Origin of the sequence: Herbidospora mongoliensis (genome assembly GCF_001570545.1) — a bacterium.
Taxonomy (GTDB): Bacteria; Actinomycetota; Actinomycetes; order Streptosporangiales; family Streptosporangiaceae; genus Herbidospora; species Herbidospora mongoliensis.
On the sequence record NZ_BBXD01000021.1, the window covers coordinates 258,961 to 277,556 of the forward strand.

Annotated in this window: 22 protein-coding genes; 11 read left to right on the forward strand and 11 right to left on the reverse strand. The window is 67.5% G+C overall.

What is annotated here, in order from left to right; genetic code table 11:
• Positions 1 to 58 precede the first annotated feature (58 nt).
• The 3 genes from AW272_RS31810 to AW272_RS31820 form a co-directional block, all read right to left on the reverse strand.
• Entirely contained in the window at positions 59 to 973 is a 915-nt protein-coding gene (locus AW272_RS31810) for an NADP-dependent oxidoreductase (RefSeq protein ID WP_066373050.1), read from the reverse strand.
• Positions 974 to 975: 2 nt separating this feature from the next.
• Entirely contained in the window at positions 976 to 1,614 is a 639-nt protein-coding gene (locus tag AW272_RS31815) for an HD domain-containing protein (RefSeq protein ID WP_066373052.1), read from the reverse strand.
• 137 nt (positions 1,615 to 1,751) lie between these two features.
• A complete protein-coding gene (locus tag AW272_RS31820) occupies positions 1,752 to 2,150 on the reverse strand; it encodes a VOC family protein (protein WP_066373054.1) in 399 nt (132 codons plus the stop codon).
• Between the two features lie 92 nt (positions 2,151 to 2,242).
• Between AW272_RS31820 and AW272_RS31825 the strand changes: the two genes are divergently transcribed.
• The 3 genes from AW272_RS31825 to AW272_RS31830 all read left to right on the forward strand — a co-directional run bounded on the left by AW272_RS31825 (position 2,243) and on the right by AW272_RS31830 (position 5,123).
• The gene (locus tag AW272_RS31825) at positions 2,243 to 3,217 is read left to right on the forward strand and encodes a helix-turn-helix transcriptional regulator (RefSeq protein WP_066373133.1); all 975 of its coding nucleotides are present in this window, start codon (positions 2,243 to 2,245) and stop codon (positions 3,215 to 3,217) included.
• A gap of 258 nt (positions 3,218 to 3,475) precedes the next feature.
• Positions 3,476 to 3,889, forward strand: coding sequence for an STAS domain-containing protein (locus AW272_RS41265; protein WP_083958913.1), 414 nt, complete (start codon positions 3,476 to 3,478; stop codon positions 3,887 to 3,889).
• 52 nt (positions 3,890 to 3,941) lie between these two features.
• Positions 3,942 to 5,123: a zinc-dependent alcohol dehydrogenase gene (locus tag AW272_RS31830; protein ID WP_066373056.1), complete on the forward strand. Its 1,182-nt coding sequence runs from the start codon at positions 3,942 to 3,944 to the stop codon at positions 5,121 to 5,123.
• On the opposite strand, the gene AW272_RS31835 is transcribed toward AW272_RS31830, so the two are convergent.
• The 6 genes from AW272_RS31835 to AW272_RS31860 all read right to left on the reverse strand — a co-directional run bounded on the left by AW272_RS31835 (position 5,120) and on the right by AW272_RS31860 (position 9,935).
• Positions 5,120 to 5,341, reverse strand: a complete 222-nt coding sequence (locus AW272_RS31835; RefSeq protein WP_066373057.1) for a DUF3040 domain-containing protein — start codon at positions 5,339 to 5,341, stop codon at positions 5,120 to 5,122. The two genes, AW272_RS31830 and AW272_RS31835, sit on opposite strands and share 4 nt — an antisense overlap.
• On the reverse strand, positions 5,334 to 6,995 hold the full coding sequence (gene ctaD, locus AW272_RS31840; RefSeq protein WP_066373058.1) for an aa3-type cytochrome oxidase subunit I: 1,662 nt from the start codon (positions 6,993 to 6,995) through the stop codon (positions 5,334 to 5,336). Before ctaD ends, AW272_RS31835 begins: the two co-directional genes overlap by 8 nt.
• Before the next feature lie 273 nt (positions 6,996 to 7,268).
• Complete coding sequence (locus AW272_RS31845; protein ID WP_245657826.1) at positions 7,269 to 7,709, reverse strand: DUF6789 family protein; 441 nt, start codon at positions 7,707 to 7,709, stop codon at positions 7,269 to 7,271.
• Between the two features lie 254 nt (positions 7,710 to 7,963).
• A complete protein-coding gene (locus AW272_RS41270) occupies positions 7,964 to 8,092 on the reverse strand; it encodes a Rho termination factor N-terminal domain-containing protein (protein WP_245657827.1) in 129 nt (42 codons plus the stop codon).
• Positions 8,093 to 8,436: 344 nt separating this feature from the next.
• Positions 8,437 to 9,135, reverse strand: coding sequence for a GAF and ANTAR domain-containing protein (locus tag AW272_RS31855; RefSeq protein WP_245657828.1), 699 nt, complete (start codon positions 9,133 to 9,135; stop codon positions 8,437 to 8,439).
• Between the two features lie 65 nt (positions 9,136 to 9,200).
• On the reverse strand, positions 9,201 to 9,935 hold the full coding sequence (locus AW272_RS31860) for an ANTAR domain-containing protein (protein ID WP_369408792.1): 735 nt from the start codon (positions 9,933 to 9,935) through the stop codon (positions 9,201 to 9,203).
• 241 nt (positions 9,936 to 10,176) lie between these two features.
• Here AW272_RS31860 and AW272_RS31865 point away from each other — a divergent pair, with 241 nt between their 5' ends.
• The 8 genes from AW272_RS31865 to AW272_RS42670 all read left to right on the forward strand — a co-directional run bounded on the left by AW272_RS31865 (position 10,177) and on the right by AW272_RS42670 (position 16,118).
• Positions 10,177 to 10,404: a SpoIIE family protein phosphatase gene (locus tag AW272_RS31865; protein ID WP_066373065.1), complete on the forward strand. Its 228-nt coding sequence runs from the start codon at positions 10,177 to 10,179 to the stop codon at positions 10,402 to 10,404.
• Positions 10,405 to 10,587: 183 nt separating this feature from the next.
• Entirely contained in the window at positions 10,588 to 11,217 is a 630-nt protein-coding gene (locus AW272_RS31870) for a hypothetical protein (protein WP_066373066.1), read from the forward strand.
• Positions 11,214 to 11,609, forward strand: coding sequence for a phage holin family protein (locus AW272_RS31875; RefSeq protein WP_066373067.1), 396 nt, complete (start codon positions 11,214 to 11,216; stop codon positions 11,607 to 11,609). Before AW272_RS31870 ends, AW272_RS31875 begins: the two co-directional genes overlap by 4 nt.
• Positions 11,585 to 12,166, forward strand: coding sequence for a DUF3618 domain-containing protein (locus tag AW272_RS42660; RefSeq protein WP_066373068.1), 582 nt, complete (start codon positions 11,585 to 11,587; stop codon positions 12,164 to 12,166). The genes AW272_RS31875 and AW272_RS42660 overlap by 25 nt, the downstream gene beginning before the upstream one ends.
• Positions 12,167 to 12,310: 144 nt before the next feature.
• Positions 12,311 to 13,207 (forward strand): YihY/virulence factor BrkB family protein, encoded by an 897-nt coding sequence (locus tag AW272_RS42665; protein WP_369408793.1) that lies wholly within the window; start codon positions 12,311 to 12,313, stop codon positions 13,205 to 13,207.
• Between the two features lie 111 nt (positions 13,208 to 13,318).
• The gene (locus AW272_RS31890) at positions 13,319 to 15,565 is read left to right on the forward strand and encodes a catalase (RefSeq protein ID WP_066373072.1); all 2,247 of its coding nucleotides are present in this window, start codon (positions 13,319 to 13,321) and stop codon (positions 15,563 to 15,565) included.
• A gap of 224 nt (positions 15,566 to 15,789) precedes the next feature.
• Positions 15,790 to 15,954, forward strand: coding sequence for a DUF4383 domain-containing protein (locus AW272_RS41280; protein WP_245657829.1), 165 nt, complete (start codon positions 15,790 to 15,792; stop codon positions 15,952 to 15,954).
• Positions 15,951 to 16,118, forward strand: a complete 168-nt coding sequence (locus tag AW272_RS42670; RefSeq protein ID WP_157518932.1) for a hypothetical protein — start codon at positions 15,951 to 15,953, stop codon at positions 16,116 to 16,118. Before AW272_RS41280 ends, AW272_RS42670 begins: the two co-directional genes overlap by 4 nt.
• A 216-nt stretch (positions 16,119 to 16,334) precedes the next feature.
• Here the strand turns inward: AW272_RS42670 and AW272_RS31895 are convergent, their stop codons facing one another.
• Together AW272_RS31895 and AW272_RS44570 are read right to left on the reverse strand one after the other, a co-directional pair.
• Positions 16,335 to 17,537: a PP2C family protein-serine/threonine phosphatase gene (locus tag AW272_RS31895; protein WP_245657830.1), complete on the reverse strand. Its 1,203-nt coding sequence runs from the start codon at positions 17,535 to 17,537 to the stop codon at positions 16,335 to 16,337.
• 342 nt (positions 17,538 to 17,879) lie between these two features.
• Entirely contained in the window at positions 17,880 to 18,140 is a 261-nt protein-coding gene (locus AW272_RS44570; protein ID WP_218011147.1) for a MerR family transcriptional regulator, read from the reverse strand.
• Between the last annotated feature and the right edge of the window lie 456 nt (positions 18,141 to 18,596).

Below are 18,596 nucleotides of genomic sequence, written 5' to 3' on the forward strand. Positions count from 1 at the left end.
CTCTTCTACCTGGTCAAACGCGAAACCTTGCCCCAGCCGGGGATTCTCCGGTCAAGCTTTACCCGACCTGAATGATCGTCCGGCCCGGCGTGCGGTCATGGCGGGCGAACGCGGCAAACGTCTCGGCGAGCGGTCGCACGGAACCGATGATCGGTTTGAGCCGTCCGGCCCTGACCCGGTGGGCGAGGTCGGCCAGCCGGGCGCGGTCGGGTTCGACGACGAAGAAGACGGCTCGCCCGTCCTCGGGCCGCACGGTGGGTGGCACCGCGACACTGACTAGGGTGCCGCCTGGACGGACCAGTTCGGCCGATCGATCGAGGACGTCGCCGCCGATGACGTCGAACACCACGTCCACCTCGCCGGCCTGGTGGAGATCTTCGCCGTCCAGGTCGAGGAAGGCCCGCGCGCCGAGGCCGAGCACCGTCTCGCGGTCGGCGGCCCGGCCGGTGCCGATCACGTACGCGCCCGCCTCGCACGCCAGTTGGACGGCGATCGAGCCGACGCCGCCCGCCGCGCCGTGGATCACGACCGTCTGGCCGGTCGCGAGGCCGGCGTGGTCGAACAGGCCCTGCCATGCGGTCAGTCCGGAGATCGGCAGCGCCGCGGCCACGGTGTGGTCGAGGTCGGCGGCCAGCGGGGCGAGGTTGCGCGCCTCCACCGCGGCGTATTCGGCCAGAGAGCCGTCGCGGGCCCAGTCGGTCAGACCGAACACCCGCTGACCGACGGTGAGGCCGGTGGTTCCGTAGCCGAGTTCGGCCACGACGCCGGACAGTTCGTGCCCGGGGATGCTCGGCGTCCGGTCGCGGCCGGCGCGGTCGGTCCAGGTCGACGGCCAGTCGAGCTCTCCTGGGGTGAACCCCGCCGCGTGCACGCGCACGATGACGTCGTTCTCCGCCGCGTGCGGATGGGGCACGTCGGTCAGGGCGAGCCCGCCCGCACCGGCGTCACGGTCTCGTACGGTGATCGCCCGCATGCTCAGCTCGGCCAGCCCGAGCCGACGACGCGATCGACCATCGTCGGGCGCCGGAGGCCGGGCATGAAGTGCTCGATCACGTCGGAATTACTGGTGCCGTTCGTGGTTTCCGGACGGTTCTTGATCCCGTCGAAATAGGTTCGCAGGAACTCGTTCTTGAAGTCTCCCCGCGGGTGGACCGCGAGGATCTCGTCCAGCTGATCACGTTCCAGTTCATCGAGGCCGACGCCCATCACGTCGGTCAGGACGCCCAGGTTCGTCATCGCGATCTCCGGGCCCATCCGGCCGGGGATGCCCGGCGTGGTGTGCAGCGCGATGGCCGCCCAGACGGTCTCGGCGGCGGACCCCGGGAAGGCCCGGTCCCGCAGGAACTTCCGCGCGTGGTCGGCGCCGTCGACCTCGAAGCGCTGCACGACGTCGGAGTAGGGCGTCTGGAGGCCGGTGTCGTGGAACATGGCCGCCAGATAGAGCAGCTCCGGGTCGGGTTTCAGGCCGAGCCGGTCAGAGTGAAGGAGGCCGAAGAAGAAGACCCGCCGGGAGTGGTGGAAAAGGAGGGGGCTGGTCATCTCCTGGACGATCCTGGTCGCCTCCGCGACCGCCGCCGTCTCAGGGATCTCCAGCCCCGCGATGACCTCTCTCATAGCCTCCATGCTGCCAACTGCTCGGCCTGCAGCCGGGTAGTAACGCCCTAAATGCGAGCAAACCGGCAGGAAGGCCGCTGAGGGCGTTTCGCCAGATCAAGGGCCTTCCCAGCTGTTGCCCGAAACTGTGCGTGGCGTCAACGTGCGAACTTTGCGATGGCCGCCGGGGTGACGGGGGTGAAGAAGTTGACGAGGTTGCCGTCGGGGTCGCGGAACAGCAGCGACCGATTTCCCCAGGGCATCGTGGTGGGCTCCGTGACGAAGTCGGTGACGAAGCCGCTCAGATCCTGGTGAACGCGGTCCACGTCGTCCACGAGGAACTCGGTGATCACGCTCCGGTTGTCCGCCGGACGGGCGGAGCCCGGAGCGAACAGCGGGACGGTCCGGGTACCGGCGATCGCGAGGGTGGCGTTGCGGGTCTTGAGTTCGGCGAAGTCCTCGGTGGCCCACATCGCCCGCACGCCTGTGGCTCGCTCGTAGAACTCGACGAGACGGGCGACATCGCCGGTGATGATGCGGATCGAGACGAAGTCCATGGTGATCTCCTTGGCGGACGGAATCGCTGCACGTCGCAGGCTAGGAGAAATAGTGGACAGAATCGGTCCTGTATTCGTCCTAGGCTGTGGAGATGCCTCGCCCCACCGGCCGCGTGCTGACACTCCTGGAGTTGCTGCAGTCGGGCGGCACCCGGACGGCGGCCGAACTCGCCGACCGGCTCGGCGTCGACGGGCGCACCGTGCGGCGGTATGTAGACCATCTGATCGACTTTGACGTACCCGTGGAGTCGGTGCGCGGCCGCTACGGCGGCTACCGGCTCGCCCCCGGATACCGTCTGCCTCCGCTCATGCTCAGCGACGACGAGGCGCTGGCCGTGCTCCTCGGTCTGGTCGCCGGCCGGCGCGCGGGGGCGATAACGGCGGAGACGGCCTCGGCCAAGATCCGGCGGGTGCTGCCCAAGCACCTCGCCCGCCGGCTCGACACGCTCCTGGAATCCCTCGCCTTCACCGATCGGCCCGACGAGTTCGCCGCCCCGGACGCCGAGGTCCTGCTCACCCTCGCCGATGCGGTCCACCACCGCCGGCCGGTCTCGATCCGATACACCGACCGCGACGGCCGGCGCAGCGAACGCACACTGCACCCGTACGGGATCGTCGCCCATTCGGGCCGGTGGTACGTCACGGGCGCGGACCCGGAGATCGGCGAGGACCGAACCTTCCGGCTCGACCGCATCACCGACGCACGGACCCTGCCCGGCTCTTTCCAGGCGCCCGTGAGTCCCGATCCGGCGCAGCGCCTGTTGTCGGGGTTCGCCACGGCTGAGTACCGGCACGAGGTGACCCTGCGGATCCACGGGACGGTCGAGCAGATCCGCGCCCACCTTCCCGTGAGCGTCGCGAGCCTGAAGGAGTGCGCGCCCACGGCAGACGAGGACAGGGCGGCCGAGCGGTGGCTGCGGGTTCGGCTGCGGGCGGAGCGGCTCGACTGGTTGCCTCCGCTGCTCGCCTCGCTCGACCGTCCGTTCGTCATCGAGCGCCCCGATGAGCTGCGCGACCTCGTCGTCGCGCTCGCCGGACGCCTCGCGTCCCACGCCCGCCCAGCCTGACGCAGGTCAGGGGATTAGCGCGACACGCCAGCGGGAAGGGGCAGAGGGCCTGCCTACAGAGGGTTGTCTCTGCGGGACAGTCAAAATGGAAATGCGGTTCGCTGATCGCACTGGCGAGATCTGGCCCCACCTGGCTGTGACAACCTGCCGGCTGGACGCCGCGGTCACGATTTTTCCGCCGCCGACGGGCGGCGATCAAACCCTGTTACGCCTGACCTGAATGAGGAACGGTTCAGGCGACAGGGGAATGAGGCAAGAATGAGTTCCACCGTTCGCGATTCAGTGGCCGAAACTGCCGCTCTAAGGCATCTTTCTGTACGATTTTCGCCACGTGCCGAAGACACGGTCGTCGCCGCCATCGATGGCGAACTCGACCTCTACACTGCCCCGTTGCTCCAGGCGACGCTGCTCCCGCTGCCTGCCACAGGCGTATGCCACATCGTCGTCGACGCCCGGGAATTGCTTTTCTGTGATGTCTGCGGTTTCCGTACGCTGTCAGAAGTCAATGACATGGCAGTGGACCACGGAGGAGAACTCGTCATCACCAGGCCCAACCGAAGTCTTCGCCGAATCGCCACTCTCGTGCAAGAAATGTGCCCTGATCCCGGCTCGCAACCGATACCACTATTCGACGACTTGGAAGAGCCGCTGGACAATCTCATTTTTAGATGACTTTTCTCGGGGGCACGGCGACGAACAGGGGTTCCGAGACAAGGGAGTCATCATGAAAGCCGTCACCTGGCACGGCAAGCGCGACGTCCGAGTAGACGAGGTCCCCGATCCGGCGATCAAGGAACCGAACGACGCCATCATCAAGGTCACCTCGACCGGCATCTGCGGCTCCGACCTGCACCTGTACGAACTCTTCGGCCCGTTCATCGACGAGGGCGACATCCTCGGCCACGAGCCGATGGGCATCGTCGAGGAGGTCGGCCCCGAGGTCACCCACATCAAACCGGGCGACCGGGTCGTGATCCCGTTCAACATCAGCTGCGGCCACTGCCACACCTGTAATCAGAGTCTGTACGCCCAGTGCGAGACCACCCAGGTCCGCGACCAGGCCAAGGGCGCCGCCCTGTTCGGTTTCACCAAGCTCTACGGCCAGGTCCCCGGCGGCCAGGCAGAATATCTGCGCGTCCCCCAGGCCCAGTTCGGCCCGATCAAGGTGCCCGACGGGCCGCCCGACGAGCGGTTCGTGCTCCTGTCCGACGTGCTGCCCACCGCCTGGCAGGCGGTCGCCTTCGCCGACATTCCCGAGGGCGGCTCCGTGGCGATCTTCGGCCTCGGCCCGATCGGCCAGATGGCCGCACGTATCGCCCGCCACCTCGGCCATCGTGTGATCGGAGTCGACGGCGTACCCGAGCGTCTGACGATGGCCCGCCGCCGTGGCGCGGAGACCGTCGACGCCGCCACCGTGGACAACGTGCCCGGCGCGATCCTCGAGCTGACCGGCGGGCGCGGCGCCGACTCGGTGATCGACGCGGTCGGCATGGAGGCGCACGGCTCACCCATGGCCAAGATCGCCCAGACCATGACCGGTCTCCTGCCCGACGCGATCGCCGCTCCGCTCATGTCGACGGCCGGCGTCGACCGCATGAGCGCCCTCCACGCCGCCTTCGACGCGGTCCGCCGGGGCGGCACCGTCTCCATCGTCGGCCTGTACGCCGGCATGAGCGACCCGATGCCCATGCTGGAACTGTTCGACAAGGGCGTCACCCTGCGCATGGGCCAGGCCCACGTCAAGCGCTGGATCGACGACCTGATGCCCCTGGTCACCGACGACGCCGATCCGCTGGGCGTCATGGATCTGACCACCCACGTCCTGCCGCTGGACCAGGCGCCGCAGGCCTACAAGATGTTCCAGAAGAAGCGCGACGGCGCGGTCAAGGTCCTTCTGCGCCCCTAGGTCTGGTTGAGAATCACCGTCATCACGCCCATGAGTACGGCGGTCATGACAGTCGCCAACACCAGCAGCGTGAGCTCCTTGCGGGAGACGTCCCGGGTGAAGCGGCCCTGCTCCGCGTTGGAGCAGGTCGTGTTCATCCGGTCCATGCGGGTCGCGAACCTGCGGTCCTGCCTGCGAAGGGCCTGTTCCATCTCGGCCAGGACCCGCTTCTCATCCACTCCTGATCCCGCGCCTGGTGAGGTGCGGGTACTTGAGATCGAAGGCCGGACGCTCGGACCTGATCGGGGGGAGGCGGTGGAAGTTGTGCCGGGGCGGCGGGCACGAGGTCACCCACTCCAGGCTGTTGCCCCAGCCCCAGGGGTCGTCCACCTCGACCTTCGGCGCGTATCTCGCGGTGTACCAGACGTTGAACAGGAACGGCAGGGTGGACAGGCCCAGGATGAACGCGCCGATCGAGGAGATCAGGTTCAGGGTGGTGAAGCCGTCGACGGCGCTGTAGTCGGCGTACCTTCTCGGCATGCCGGCCGCGCCCAGCCAGTGCTGCACCAGGAACGTGGTGTGGAAGCCGATGAACAGCGGCCAGAAGTGCCAGCGGCCGAGCCGGTCGTTGAGCATGCGGCCGGTCCACTTAGGCCACCAGAAGTAGAAGCCGCCGAACATGGCGAACACGACCGTGCCGAACAGCACGTAGTGGAAGTGGGCCACCACGAAGTAGGAGTCGTGCACGCCGAAGTCGAGCGGCGGGCTGGCCAGGATGACGCCGGTGAGCCCGCCGAACAGGAAGGTCACCAGGAAGCCGACCGCGAACAGCATCGGCGTCTCGAACGACAGGTGGCCGCGCCACATCGTGCCGATCCAGTTGAAGAACTTCACGCCGGTCGGCACCGCGATGAGGAACGACATGAACGAGAAGAACGGCAGGAGCACCTGCCCGGTGGCGAACATGTGGTGCGCCCAGACGGTGACCGACAGGCCCGTGATCGAGATGGTCGCACCGACCAGCCCGACGTAGCCGAAGAGCGGTTTGCGGGCGAACACCGGGATGATCTCGGTGACGATGCCGAAGAACGGCAGCGCCACGATGTAGACCTCGGGGTGGCCGAAGAACCAGAACAGGTGCTGCCACAACATCGCCCCGCCCGTGTCGGCGTCGAAGACGTGCGCCCCCAGCTTCCGGTCGGCCTCCACCACCAGCAGCGCCGCCGCCAGCACCGGGAACGCGATCAGCACCAGCACGCTGGTCAGCAGAACGTTCCAGGTGAAGATCGGCATGCGGAACATCGTCATCCCGGGCGCCCGCATGGCCACGATCGTGGTGATGAAGTTGACCGCGCCCAGGATCGTGCCGAGCCCCGAAAGCACCAGGCCCATGATCCACATGTCCGCGCCGAGCTCCGCCGAGTAGGTCCCGTTCGACAGCGGCGAGTATGCCGTCCAGCCGAACGACGGCCCCCCGTCGGCGGTGAGCAGGCCACCGAGCACCATCAGCCCGCCGAACAGGAACATCCAGAAGCTGACCGCGTTCAGCCGGGGGAAGGCCACGTCGGGCGCACCGATCTGCAGCGGCATGGCGACGTTGGCGAACCCGGCGAACAGCGGCGTCGCGAACAGCAGCAGCATGAGCGTGCCGTGCATCGTGAACATCTCGTTGTACTGCCGGTTGGAGATCAGCTGCATCCCCGGCTGGGCCAGTTCGGCCCGGATGATCATGGCCATCACGCCGGCGATGAGGAAGAAGCCGAAGGCCGAGATGATGTACATGTAGCCGATCACCTTGTGATCGGTCGTGGTCAACCACGACACGATGACCGACCCCGGTCTGCTCTTGGCCGGGGCGAGCGGCGAGGTGACCGGTTCTTCCGTGGACGTCATGGGTGCGCCTGACTGTCGGGCATGGCGAAGCCGTCGACACGCTGTTCGGCCGACGACTGAATACCCTTGTGATCATCAGTCCACGGCGGCTGGACACACCGTCGAACATGCCGACCAGAGTCTGACCGTCGATCACAGTTGGCAGACGCGCCGGAAGGCAACGAAACACCGCGACGATCTGAACGTTCTCTGGAATCGACCTTGACCTTGCAGCCCGAGGTAACGGGTAGGGCAGACCGATGCGCATCTCGGAGGTCTGATCGACCGCCTTGTTTACCGGCGTTGGCCGAGGTGATTCAGCGCAATGGCGAGCGTCGTACCGTAGACGACGTGACCCGCCGCCATGACGACCTGGCGGCCTGGACGGTCCCGCGACACCGGAGGTAGGGCGCCCAGAGCGGGCACCCAACCCTGGTAGGCGGCCAGCCAAATCGCGAGCCCGTAGCCCGCGCCGACAGACGCAGGCGGCCGATGCTGCCGCGTCGCCAAGGCGAACGCGCTGCCCGCAGCGGCGCCGAAGCCGAAGTGCGACAGGACGGCAAGCGTCTTCTCGCCCGGTTTGGGGCGGTGGCGCGGCCCCGGCAGCACGGCCCGGATGATGCGCTTGGGCGGCTGCTCTTCCAACAGACCCATCCGGTGGCCGGCCAGCATGACAAGGCTCATGGCACCGGTGGCCAGCAGGCCGCCGACGGCGCCGGCGCTCAGTTCCTTCACCGGGCCACCTCCTCCCGGGATTGATCATGCTCCTGAACGGGCGGACCCTTTTCGGGCGGCGTACCCGTCCATTCAGGCAATACACGCTTCTTCAGTGACACGACGACACGAGCAAGAGATCGAGAACGCCCCAGCCGGTGCCAGGTCGGGGGTCCGGGGTGACCGTGGACGAGAAAGACAGCCGGGCTCGACCCTCCGCGGCGCTCGCGGAGGATCGTCTTCGATGGTGAAGTCCTCGAACATAGACGTCGAGGTCACTTTCCGAGGGCGGAGACCAGTTCGTCCTTGGTCATCGAGCTGTAGCCCTCGACGCCCTTCTCCTTGGCCTGCTCCACCAACTCTTCCCTGGTGCGGCCCTTCGGCTTGGGCGGCCTCCTCGGCACGGGCGTGCGCGACGAACTTGGCGGCCAGCTCCGCGACCAGCGCGGGACGGTTCTCCGGCTCCCGCTCAAGCTTCTCGAAGATCATCTCGACGTCACGGTGGTCGGCCATGATCAGATCGATCACATTCTGCGGCATATCTCTCCTCAGGGCGCGCTCCGGTCGGCCTTCTTGGTGTCGTCGGCGGTCCGGTGGGCTCGCTCCCTCGCGGTGCTGCTCGACGGCCGAGTCGTGAGATTCGTCCACGTCTCTTGGCCCCTGAACCAGGCCCCTACCCGCCGCCACCCCAGGAAACGTGAAGGCCCGGCCTCACCGACCAGGCAGGAGAGCGTGGCGCCTTAGGGTGTCAGCCGGATTCGGCGATACGTTTTCCGGCCGCCACAGCAATGAGATCGGTCATCCCCGCCCGGTTGTCGATCAGTTCCTGGGCAACCGAAGTCAGCGTCCTGTTGTGGTCGCGTGCGTATTTGCGCAGAACGGCGAAGGCCTGACCGACGTCGATCCGCGCGCGTTCCGCAAGCATGCCCTTGGCCTGTTCGAGGAGCACCCGGCTGTTGAGCGCGAAGTGGAGCTGCTCGGTGACCACCTGGTGCTCACGCAGCGTGCGCTCGTTCAGGATGCCGATGGTGGCCACGTCGGCCAAAGCCTGCGCCACCGTCGTGGTGTCCTCTGACAGCTCACGGGGAGCGGCGTTGAACAGGCCGATCGCGCCGAGCACCTGATCACGCAGGCGCAGCGGGAAGGCGTGCACGGCGGAGAATCCGAGAGTGATCGCAGCGGCCGAGAACCTCGGCCACCGCGCCGGGTCGGTCGACAGGTCGGCGCAGGTCACCGCCGTGCCGCTGCGGTAGCAGTCGAGGCAGGCGCCCTCCTCTTCCTGCAGTTGGAACAGTTCCAGCAGGCGCACCTCCTCGCTGGAGGCGGCCACCAGCGTGAGAGTCCCACGCGGATCGGCCAGGACGATCCCGGCAGCGTCCACATCGAAGATCTCGACGGCTCGTTCGGCCAGCGATTGCAGGAAGTCGATGACGTCGAAACCGGCCACCAAGGTGTCGGCCAGCTCGACGAAAACCTGTGCCGTTCTTCGATAGAGCATCTCTGTCACCTGCCTCAGTCCTCACTCTCTCCATTGTTCATCCACGGTTCCAGCCGCAGCGTCCGCGCCACCACGTCCTGCGCCACCTCCCGCAGACTGCGGCCCGCCACATAGGCATGAGCGCGAAGCCGGACGAAAGCGGTGGTCAGGTCGGCGTCGATCTGCGCGGCGACCATGCCGGTCGCTTGATGCACCTCCGCCCACCGTTCCACCTGCCCGAACTGCAGGTCCGTCGGCCCGGCGCCGGGGTTGACGAGCTGATGGGTCTGGATCAGCAGGGCGGCGTCGGCGAAGATCAGCGCGTCGCCGATCTCGTCCGGCGTCATCAGCCGATTGTCGGCATGGCTGATCTCCAGCACACCGATGGCGATCGCCCCGAGCAGCAGCGGGAAGACGTGCACCGACCGGATCCCCGCTTTGACGGCCGCCGGCGCGAAGACCGGCCACCGCGAGGCGGTCTCCGTCGCGCCCAGATCAGGGACCAGCACCGTGCGCCGGTCGGCCAGCGCGGCCAGACCCGGCCCTTCGCCCAAGGTGACCTGCAGGTCAGCGAGCCGAGGGGCGGTCGAACCCGTCGCGGAGACCGGCTCGTACACCACCAGGTCCCTGTGGAGAGCGATGGTCACCCCTGCGGCACCGAATGCGTCAGCACACGCGTGACAAACGGTATCGATCGAGATCGGCCGACCGTCCGCGCGGGCATGGGCGAAGATCAACCCCCACACTCGCGCCGTCCGCTGCTGTTCCATCGGCCTCCGCTGCCTGCCGTGCCACTGATCTCGACGAAGTCGACCGAACTCACACTGAGGAAGGTCGGCGACTCCCTGGCTCGGCACTGCTGAGACACGTTACGGATGATCAAGCAGCGTCGTATGTTCTGGGAGTGCCGTGCCCTCAGTTCAGGTCGGCACACTCGGATCACTCGCGTGGATCAAGGTCACCTTCGCCGAGGTGAGGGTCGATGTCGCGATCGCCTAGCTCTCCGAACAGGTGGACGCTGAGCGCACCCGCAAGGTGGTCGAGCAGGAACGGCGCCGCCGCGGACTGCGGCCCGGCGACCGACTGCTGCTCTACGCCGATGGCATCACCGAGATCCGCGACGCATCCGACCGGGAATTAGGGTTGCGGCGCTTCGCCGACTTCGTCATCCGTCACCACGCCAGCGGTCTGCCTGTGCCCGAGACGTTGCGACGTCTGGTCCGCGAGGTCCTCGCCTGAGCCATCACTTGGTCGAAATGATCTCCATCGGTGCAGTTGACGGCGTTTACCAGCGAGAATCCCCCGAGCACGTAAGGCTTTCAATCGATCACCGCCCGTTTATCCACGTCGTCACATCAGGTTGGAGGAGGGTGCGACGGGCAGACGGGATGGTTACCAGCCGCAATGGCAGAGGAGCCAGTAGTGAGCGAGTTCTCGACATCCGGCACAACTGGCCATGATTCAGGCACCGTAGAACGTGCCAAGAGCGCGGCCGCCGACACCGCGTCCGAGGCGAAGGAGCAGGTACGCAACGTCGGCGGCGAGATGCGCACGCAGGCCGGCCAGGCGGCCGACCAACTGCGCGGACGCATCCGTGAGCAGGCCGACGCGCAGAGCAGGCGGGCGGCGCAGGGTGTTCGCACCTGGGCCGACGACTTGACCACGATGACCGAAAGCGGCAAGCCCGACAGCCCCGTGCACGGCGTGCTGAACCACGTCGCGGGTACCGGTCACAAGGCGGCCGACTACCTGGAGAACCGCGGGATCGGCGGCGCGGCCACCGACGTGCAGAACTTCGCCCGCAAGCGGCCCGGCCTGTTCCTGGTCGGCGCGCTCGCGGCGGGCTTCGTAGCCGCCCGCCTCGCCAAGGCCGGGGCTGGGGCCGCCCAGGAGGCCGACCACACCGGCGCCACTGCGCACGGGAACGGCACTCGGTTCCGTCAGGCAGACCCGGTCACCACGTACCCGGAGCCGCCGGTCAGGCCTGCCACGGCGTACGCGACACCGCCCGAGGCGTCGAGCTACGGCTATCAGCCCGGTGACGTGCGATGACCATCCCCCGCCGGGAGGACCGATCTCTCGGCGAACTGGTCGGAGAGCTCGGCGGTGATTTATCCAAGCTGTTCCGCCAGGAGGTGGAGCTGGCCAAGACGGAGATCCGCGAAGAGGCGGGGAAGGCCGGCAAGGCGGCCGGAATGTTCGGCGGCGCCGGGCTGGCCGGCTGGATGACCGCTCTGTTCCTGAGCCTCGCACTCGTGTGGGCGCTGGACGCCGTCATCGACGCCGGATGGGCGGCGCTCATCGTCGGCCTGCTGTGGGGGGCCGCGGCCGCCGCCATGTTCGTCCGCGGCAGGAACCAGATGCGCGAGGTCAATCCCGTGCCCGAGCAGACCGTACAGACCCTCAAGGAGGACGCTCAATGGGCACGCGAGCTGAAGAACTGAAGGCCGAGATCGAGGAGACCCGCGCCGAACTGAGCGAGGACGTCGACCGGATCACCGAGAAGACGAGCCCCCGGCAGATCATCAAGCGGCGTGCCGACGGTATCCGCGACAAGACCCGCAACCTTACGGAGCGCGTGATGGGAACGACTGAGAAGGCGGGCGGCAGCGTGCAGCAGAACCTGTCGACGGCCACCGGCAGTGTCACCGACAGTGTCACCGGCACCGTCAAGGCCGCGCCCGACGCGGCGATGCGCACAGTGCGGGGCAACCCGATGGCCGCCGGAATGATCGCGTTCGGCGCGGGGGCCCTGGCCGCCGTCCTCATCCCGCAGACCATCGCCGAGCGCCGCGCAGCCCGGCAGGTCAAGGAGCAGGTCGGCGAGTACGTCGAGCCGGTGGTCGACTCGCTGAAGGAGTCGGCCCAGACACTCGGCCAGGAGGCCAAGTCGACGGCGCAGGACGCCGTCCAGCACGTCAGGGAGTCGGCGTCCGGAGCGGCGCAGGCCACCAAGGATCACGCCCAGGAGCAGGCCTCCCAGGTGCGCGACCAGCACTAGAGAATTCCCAGGCCCGGCGGCGACCGTGAACCCCGTTCCGCCCGGCTCGGCCCCGTCTCCACAGAGTGGCGGGGAAGAGATCGGAGCAGGATGAGCCACCAGCCTGAAAGCCCCACTGAGCTGTCCAGACGCTCGTGGTGGGAGGTGCTCAAGCGCACCGTCAAGGAGTTCCAGGAAGACAAGATCACCGACTGGGCCGCCGCGCTGACCTACTACGCGGTGCTGTCGATCTTCCCGGCCCTGCTGGCCGTGGTGTCCGTGCTGGGACTGTTCGGCCAGTCGGCGACCAAGCCGATCTCCGACAACCTGAGCGCCATCGCCCCCGGCCCGGCGAAAGAGATCATCGACACGGTGCTGCAGAACCTGCAGAGCAATCAGGGTGCGGCCGGGATCGCCACCGTCATCGGCATCGCGGTGGCCCTGTGGTCGGCCTCGGGTTACGTGGCGGCGTTCATGCGCGCGTCCAACATCATGTACGAGATGCCCGAGGGCCGCCCCATCTGGAAGACGCTCCCGTTGCGGCTGGGAATCACCGCCGTTCTCGTGGTGATGATGTCCGCCGGAGCCGTCGCCGTGGTCTTCACCGGCAGCCTGGCCGAGCAGGCCGGACGTCTGCTGGGCATCGGCGAGACCGGCCTGACCATCTGGAACATCGCCAAATGGCCCGTGCTGGTGGTCATCGTCATCATCGTGCTCGCGCTGCTGTACTGGTCGGCCCCGAACGTCAGGCATCCCGGCTTCCGGTGGATCACTCCGGGCAGCACGGTCGCGGTGATCGGCTGGCTCGCCGCTTCAGCCCTGTTCGGCTTCTATGTGGCGAACTTCGCCTCCTACAGCAAGACCTACGCCACGCTCGCGGGCGTCATCGTCTTCCTGGTCTGGTTGTGGATCACCAACATCGCGGTGCTGCTGGGTGTGGAGTTCGACGCCGAGATCGCCCGTGGCCGGGCCATCGCCGCAGGTCATCCGGCCGACCAGGAGCCATACGTCGAGCCGAGGGACACCCGCAAGATGTCCGACGACGAGAAGAAGCTGGTCTAGCAGGCGGCAAGTTTGGCCCTGTTCGTCCCATTAGCCGCGTGGCGGCTCTCGCGTCCGGGCAAATCCCACCATCTATATCTCGCAGCGTCGTGCATTCCCAAAGGGGAGATAGTGAACAAGAAGAACCCGGTCGCGAAGGCCGTCGACAAGGTCATCGACGCGGTGACCGACAGCGCTGCCGACGGGGAGATCCCGGGTCGGCCTGGCGTCGAGCCGCCGAGCCTGGCCGAACCGGTCGAGCCGCGCGGGCCGTTGCCGCCCAAGCCGGACCAGCAAGGGCCCGACCCGTTCACGCCGACGGGGCAGCCGTCCGGGGAGACGACCGAGACGCGGGCGCAGGGCGGTGCGTTTCTGACCACGGCCACGGGGACCCGGCTGCCCGACACCGACCATTCGCTGAAGGCGGGCCCGCGCGGCCCGGTGCTGCTGCGTGACCACCATCTGCGCGAGAAGATCACTCACTTCGATCACGAGCGGATCCCCGAGCGGGTCGTGCACGCCCGCGGCGCCGCCGCCCATGGCGTCTTTCGCGCGTACGGCACCGCCGCCACCGTGACCAAGGCGGCGTTCCTGGCCAAGGATGTGGAGACCCCCGTCTTCGTGCGCTTCTCCACGGTGCTGGGCTCGCGCGGCTCGGCCGACGCGGTGCGCGACACCCGGGGCTTCGCGACGAAGTTCTACACCTCCGAGGGCATCTTCGACCTGGTCGGCAACAACATCCCGGTCTTCTTCATCCAGGACTCGATCAAGTTCCCGGACGTCATCCACGCCGGCAAGCCCCACCCCGACCGCGAGATCCCGCAGGCGCAGAGCGCGCACGACACGTTCTGGGACTTCGCCTCGCTGCACACCGAGGCGACCCACCACACGCTGTGGAACATGTCCGATCGGGGCATCCCCAGGTCGTACCGGATGATGGAGGGGTTCGGCGTCCACACCTTCCGCCTGGTGGCCGACGGCGGCGGCACGGTGCTGGTGAAGTTCCACTGGAAGCCGAAGGCGGGCGTCCACTCCCTGGTGTGGGAGGAGGCGCAGATCGTCAACGGCGTCGACCCCGACTTCCACCGGCGCGACCTGGCCGACGCCATCGAGGCGGGCGCCTATCCGGAGTGGGAGTTCGGCATCCAGGTCTTCCCCGACTCCCAGGACCAGACGTTCGAGGGCATCGATCTGCTCGACCCCACGAAGATCGTGCCCGAGGAGCTCGCGCCGGTCCAGCCGATCGGCCTGCTGACGCTCAACGCCAACCCGGCCAACTACTTCGCCGAAACCGAGCAGGTCGCCTTCCACGTCGGCCACCTGGTGCCCGGCATCGACGTCACCGACGACCCGCTGATGGCGGGCCGGCTGTTCTCCTACCTGGACACCCAGATCAGCCGCCTGGGCGGCCCCAACTTCGACCAGCTCCCGATCAACCGCACCCACGCCCCGGTCAACGACATGCTGCGCGACGGCATGCACCAGACCGCCGTGCACACGGGCGTCGCCCCGTATCGGCCGAACTCCCTGGACGGCGGCTGCCCGTTCCAGGCTCCCGGCGGATATGTGGAGGTCCCGTTCCCGGTCGAGGCGGCGGCGCGTGGACGACTGGCGCCGGCCTCCTTCGACGACCACTTCAGCCAGGCCAGGTTGTTCTGGCTGAGCATGTCGACGGTGGAGCAGGCGCACATCATCGCCGCCTACACCTTCGAGCTGAGCAAGGTGTTCGAGCAGACCATCAGGGAGCGGCAACTCCAGGTGCTGGCCAAGATCGACCCGTACCTGTGCGAGCAGGTCGCGTTCGGTCTCGGCCTGCCGGCGCCTGAGGGCAAGCCCGAGGTGTACGTCGAGCCGAGCCCCGCCCTGTCGCAGATCGGCCAGACGTGGCCGGTCAAGGGCCGGATCATCGGCATCGTCGCCGGTTCCGACCTCGACGCTCTCCGGACGGTCCGCCAGGCCATCTTGGACAGTGGAATGGTGCCTCTGGTGATCGGCCCCACGGGTGGCGTGCTGCCCGGCGCGGGCGAGCCGGTCGCCGTGCAGCGCACCTTCGCCGCCGCCCGATCCGTCGAGTTCGACGCCATCGTCGTGGCGAGTACCCCCGCACCGGGGGTCGACGCCATCGGTGCGAGAGACGCCAAGGCGGGCTTGAGCGGCCCTGTCGACCCGCGGATCTCCCTGATGCTGAACGAGGCCTACCGGCACGGCAAGCCGCTGGGCGGCTGGGGCGACGCCGAGGCGGCCTTCGCCTCCGCCGGCATCGTGGCGGGCTCCCCCGGCGTCGTGTCCGGCGAGGACGCGGCGACCGTGTTGGGGCAGATCACAGAGCTGCTCGGCCGCCACCGCGTCTGGGAACGCTTCCCCAGCACGCTCGCCTGATCAGATTCTGAGGAGCGCCGTGACATCGTTGCGGCGCTCCTCACATCAAGCTGAACCAGCGGACCCATTGGGTCGTCACCCGTTCAGAGGCCCTGCTGAAGCAGGCATCGCGTTTACGAGAATCTGCAGGACGTCGCCAGTCAGCTCGGACTCGAGGGCGATAGGTAGCACGGCACTCGGCTCCCCCTGGCCGACCCAGACTCTCGGTGTGCCCCCGGTATGGGGTGACCACATCGATGTGGGTGTACGGCCTCATCGTCAGTCAGGAGAGCAGCGCCAACTTCGTGCCGCTCAACACCGCCGACAACTGGCTGCACTTCGTCCTGGGCGTCGTCATGATCGCGCTGGGCGTCCTGCTGTCGCGTTACCCGGCCCGGAAGCACGCGTGATCCGTGTCTCGCCCGCCCCCGGCGGACGGCTGCGTCAGGTCAAACGGGCCATCGAGTCCGGTGAGGACATCGTCGTCAAGGGGCAGCCCGCAGGTCACCGAACCCTCAAGGCCCGCGTTGGTCTGCCGCTCGCCAGACGGCTCATGCGGAGAGGGGCGCTGTGAAGGCCGTCTGCTGGGCCGGGATCAACGACGTCTCCGTGAAGAACGTCCCTGATGCCCGTCTACTGAGCCGCCGCGTCGTAGTCGACTCTCAGTACGCCTTCGACCGTGCAACGCAGGCGTTGCGGCTGCAGACCGACAGGGCCCTGCCCTTGCGTCAGGCGATACACACCTGCCGTAAAGGCGGCACGAGTGACTGGTTGGAGTCGCTCGGACAAGTCAGGCGTCCGCGCGGCGGCCTCCGAAATGGGGACCGTGCCAGTCCAGGCACAAAACGGTGGCGTCGTCTTGCACTTGGCCGTTGCAGGCATCGGCGACCGCGGCGATCAACGTGCGCACGACCTCGCGCGGGTGCTCGGCGGCGGTGGCACGGATGAGGCCGTGGAGATCGACGGATTCCGCTTGGCGGTCTTGCATGCCATCGGTGTAAAGCACCAGGCGGTCGCCAGGGTACAAGTCGAGATCCTGCACCCGGTACGGGCCCTGCCCGGGGAAGCCGAAGGGAAGATCCACAGCCGGTTTCAATTCGTCGACCATGCCGTCGCGCAGCCGCAGCGGCCATGCATGGCCGGCGTTCACGAGCTGGACGCCGGTTCCGTCCAGGGCGATGCGCAGCAGTTGGCCGGTGGCGAAGGTCTTTCGGCCGTGATCAAGGAGGGCCTGGTGGATCTGACGCGCCTGCTCGGCAAGGTCGACTCCACTCCGGCGAGCACCGCGTGAGGCGTTGACCAGCAGAGTGGCCATGAGCGAGGCGTCGACGTCGTGTCCCATGGCGTCGGTGATGGACAGGTGCAGGGTGTTGTGGTCGAGGCTGTAGTCGTAGGTGTCACCGGCGATGTCGGAGGCCGGGATCAAAGCGCCGGCGAGGGCGAACTGCGCCGCCTCGCAGGAAGCGGCCGAGGGCAGTAGCTGGCGCTGGATCTCCGCCGCCAGGCTGACCGAGGTAGTGCGATTGCCCCAGTGATAGAGGTCGGTGAAGCGGCGGTCGGTAACGATGATGTACGCCAGCGCATGCGCGGCCTCTTCGACCTGCTCCAGCACGTCCTGGGTGACCCGGGTGAGAAACAGCTCCAGGACCCCGATGGTGTCGCCGCGGTTGGTCACAGGGGCGAGGACCCGCTGCCCTTGCTCCTCCTCGGGGGCCTGTACCAGCTTCTGGGTACGCAGGACATCGTCATAGACAGTGCTACCGGCGAGGGAGACCTGTTCGGCGCCACGCTCCTGTTCGGAAGCCATCTCCTCGTTGACCCGCAGCAGGCGTCGGCCGACGACGTCGAGGAACAGGAATGACACGTATCGCGCACCGAACCGCTCGCGTAGATTGCGCGCCACCACATCGAGGGAGGCCACCGGCGCGGCGTCCTCCGCCGCTGCCAGCACTTCAGCCAAGCCGATTCGATCATGCGTCACGCCAGCCTCCACGTCCCCTTCCTTCCACCGGCACGGCAAAGCATTCCACTACGCACCTGTCTTGAGCTTGTGCGCCGCCGAGTTGTGGCGGCCACCATGAAGGACAACTCACGGTTGGCCGCGCCGATGAGGGGGCCGTTCGACGAAGGCAACGGCGAGCAGGTCGGCGGTCGCGGGGTTGGCGAGGGTCGCCAACCGAGCTGCGGGCATCTTGGCGCCGCGGTGGTTTCGCCGAGGGGTAGCTGTCGTCCACAGGCGAGCCATACCCATGTAGTCAACGAGATGCGTGATCCGCATGGACGACTCGAGCCTCGCTTGCGGAGATCTCGGCCCGGGATTCTTCTTCTACCGTGGCTAGTGGGCCGCCGGGCGTTCACGGGCCTGGTTGATACGCAGCGCCTCGGCCAGCTGGTCTTCCAGGATGACGATGCGGCAGGCGGCCTCCACCGCGACGCCCTGGTCCACCAGTTCCCGGGCACGCGCGGCCAGGCGCAACTGGTAACGGGAGTAGCGGCGATGGCCACCGCTGGAGCGCAACGGCTCGATCAGCCTGGCGGCGCCCAGCGCCCGCAGGAACGTCGGGGTGACATCAAGCATTCCGGCGGCCGCACCCATGCTGTAGGCGGGGTAGTCCTCATCGTCGAACCGATCCTCGAACCGATCCTCGAACCGATCCTCGAACCGGTCGTCGGCCGCCAACCCGCTCCTGGGTCCGGCCGTGTGCGCGATCCTGCCGGGAGTCAGCGTGTCTCCACCGGCAGCCGAGCGAGTTTGAGCCATACATTCCTTTCCCTGCACGCACAGGGGGCCCCGACGCCTATTGCGCCGGGGCCCCGAAGAGTTCAACACCATCTACCGGCCATCGGCCGGTTCTCTGTTTTCCGCGTCCGCCCTGCTGTGCGGCGGAGATGCGGGGATCGCAAATGCGTGACCGGAGACCACCTGCCTATCTGTGGAACCGCGGTACCCGAGCGGCGAGACACAGCCTGCAACGGGCGATCCTGATGGCGTTCAACACTCCCTTCGTCTCTATCTCCGCGACCTACTGTCTGACTTCTGTCTGACTTCACC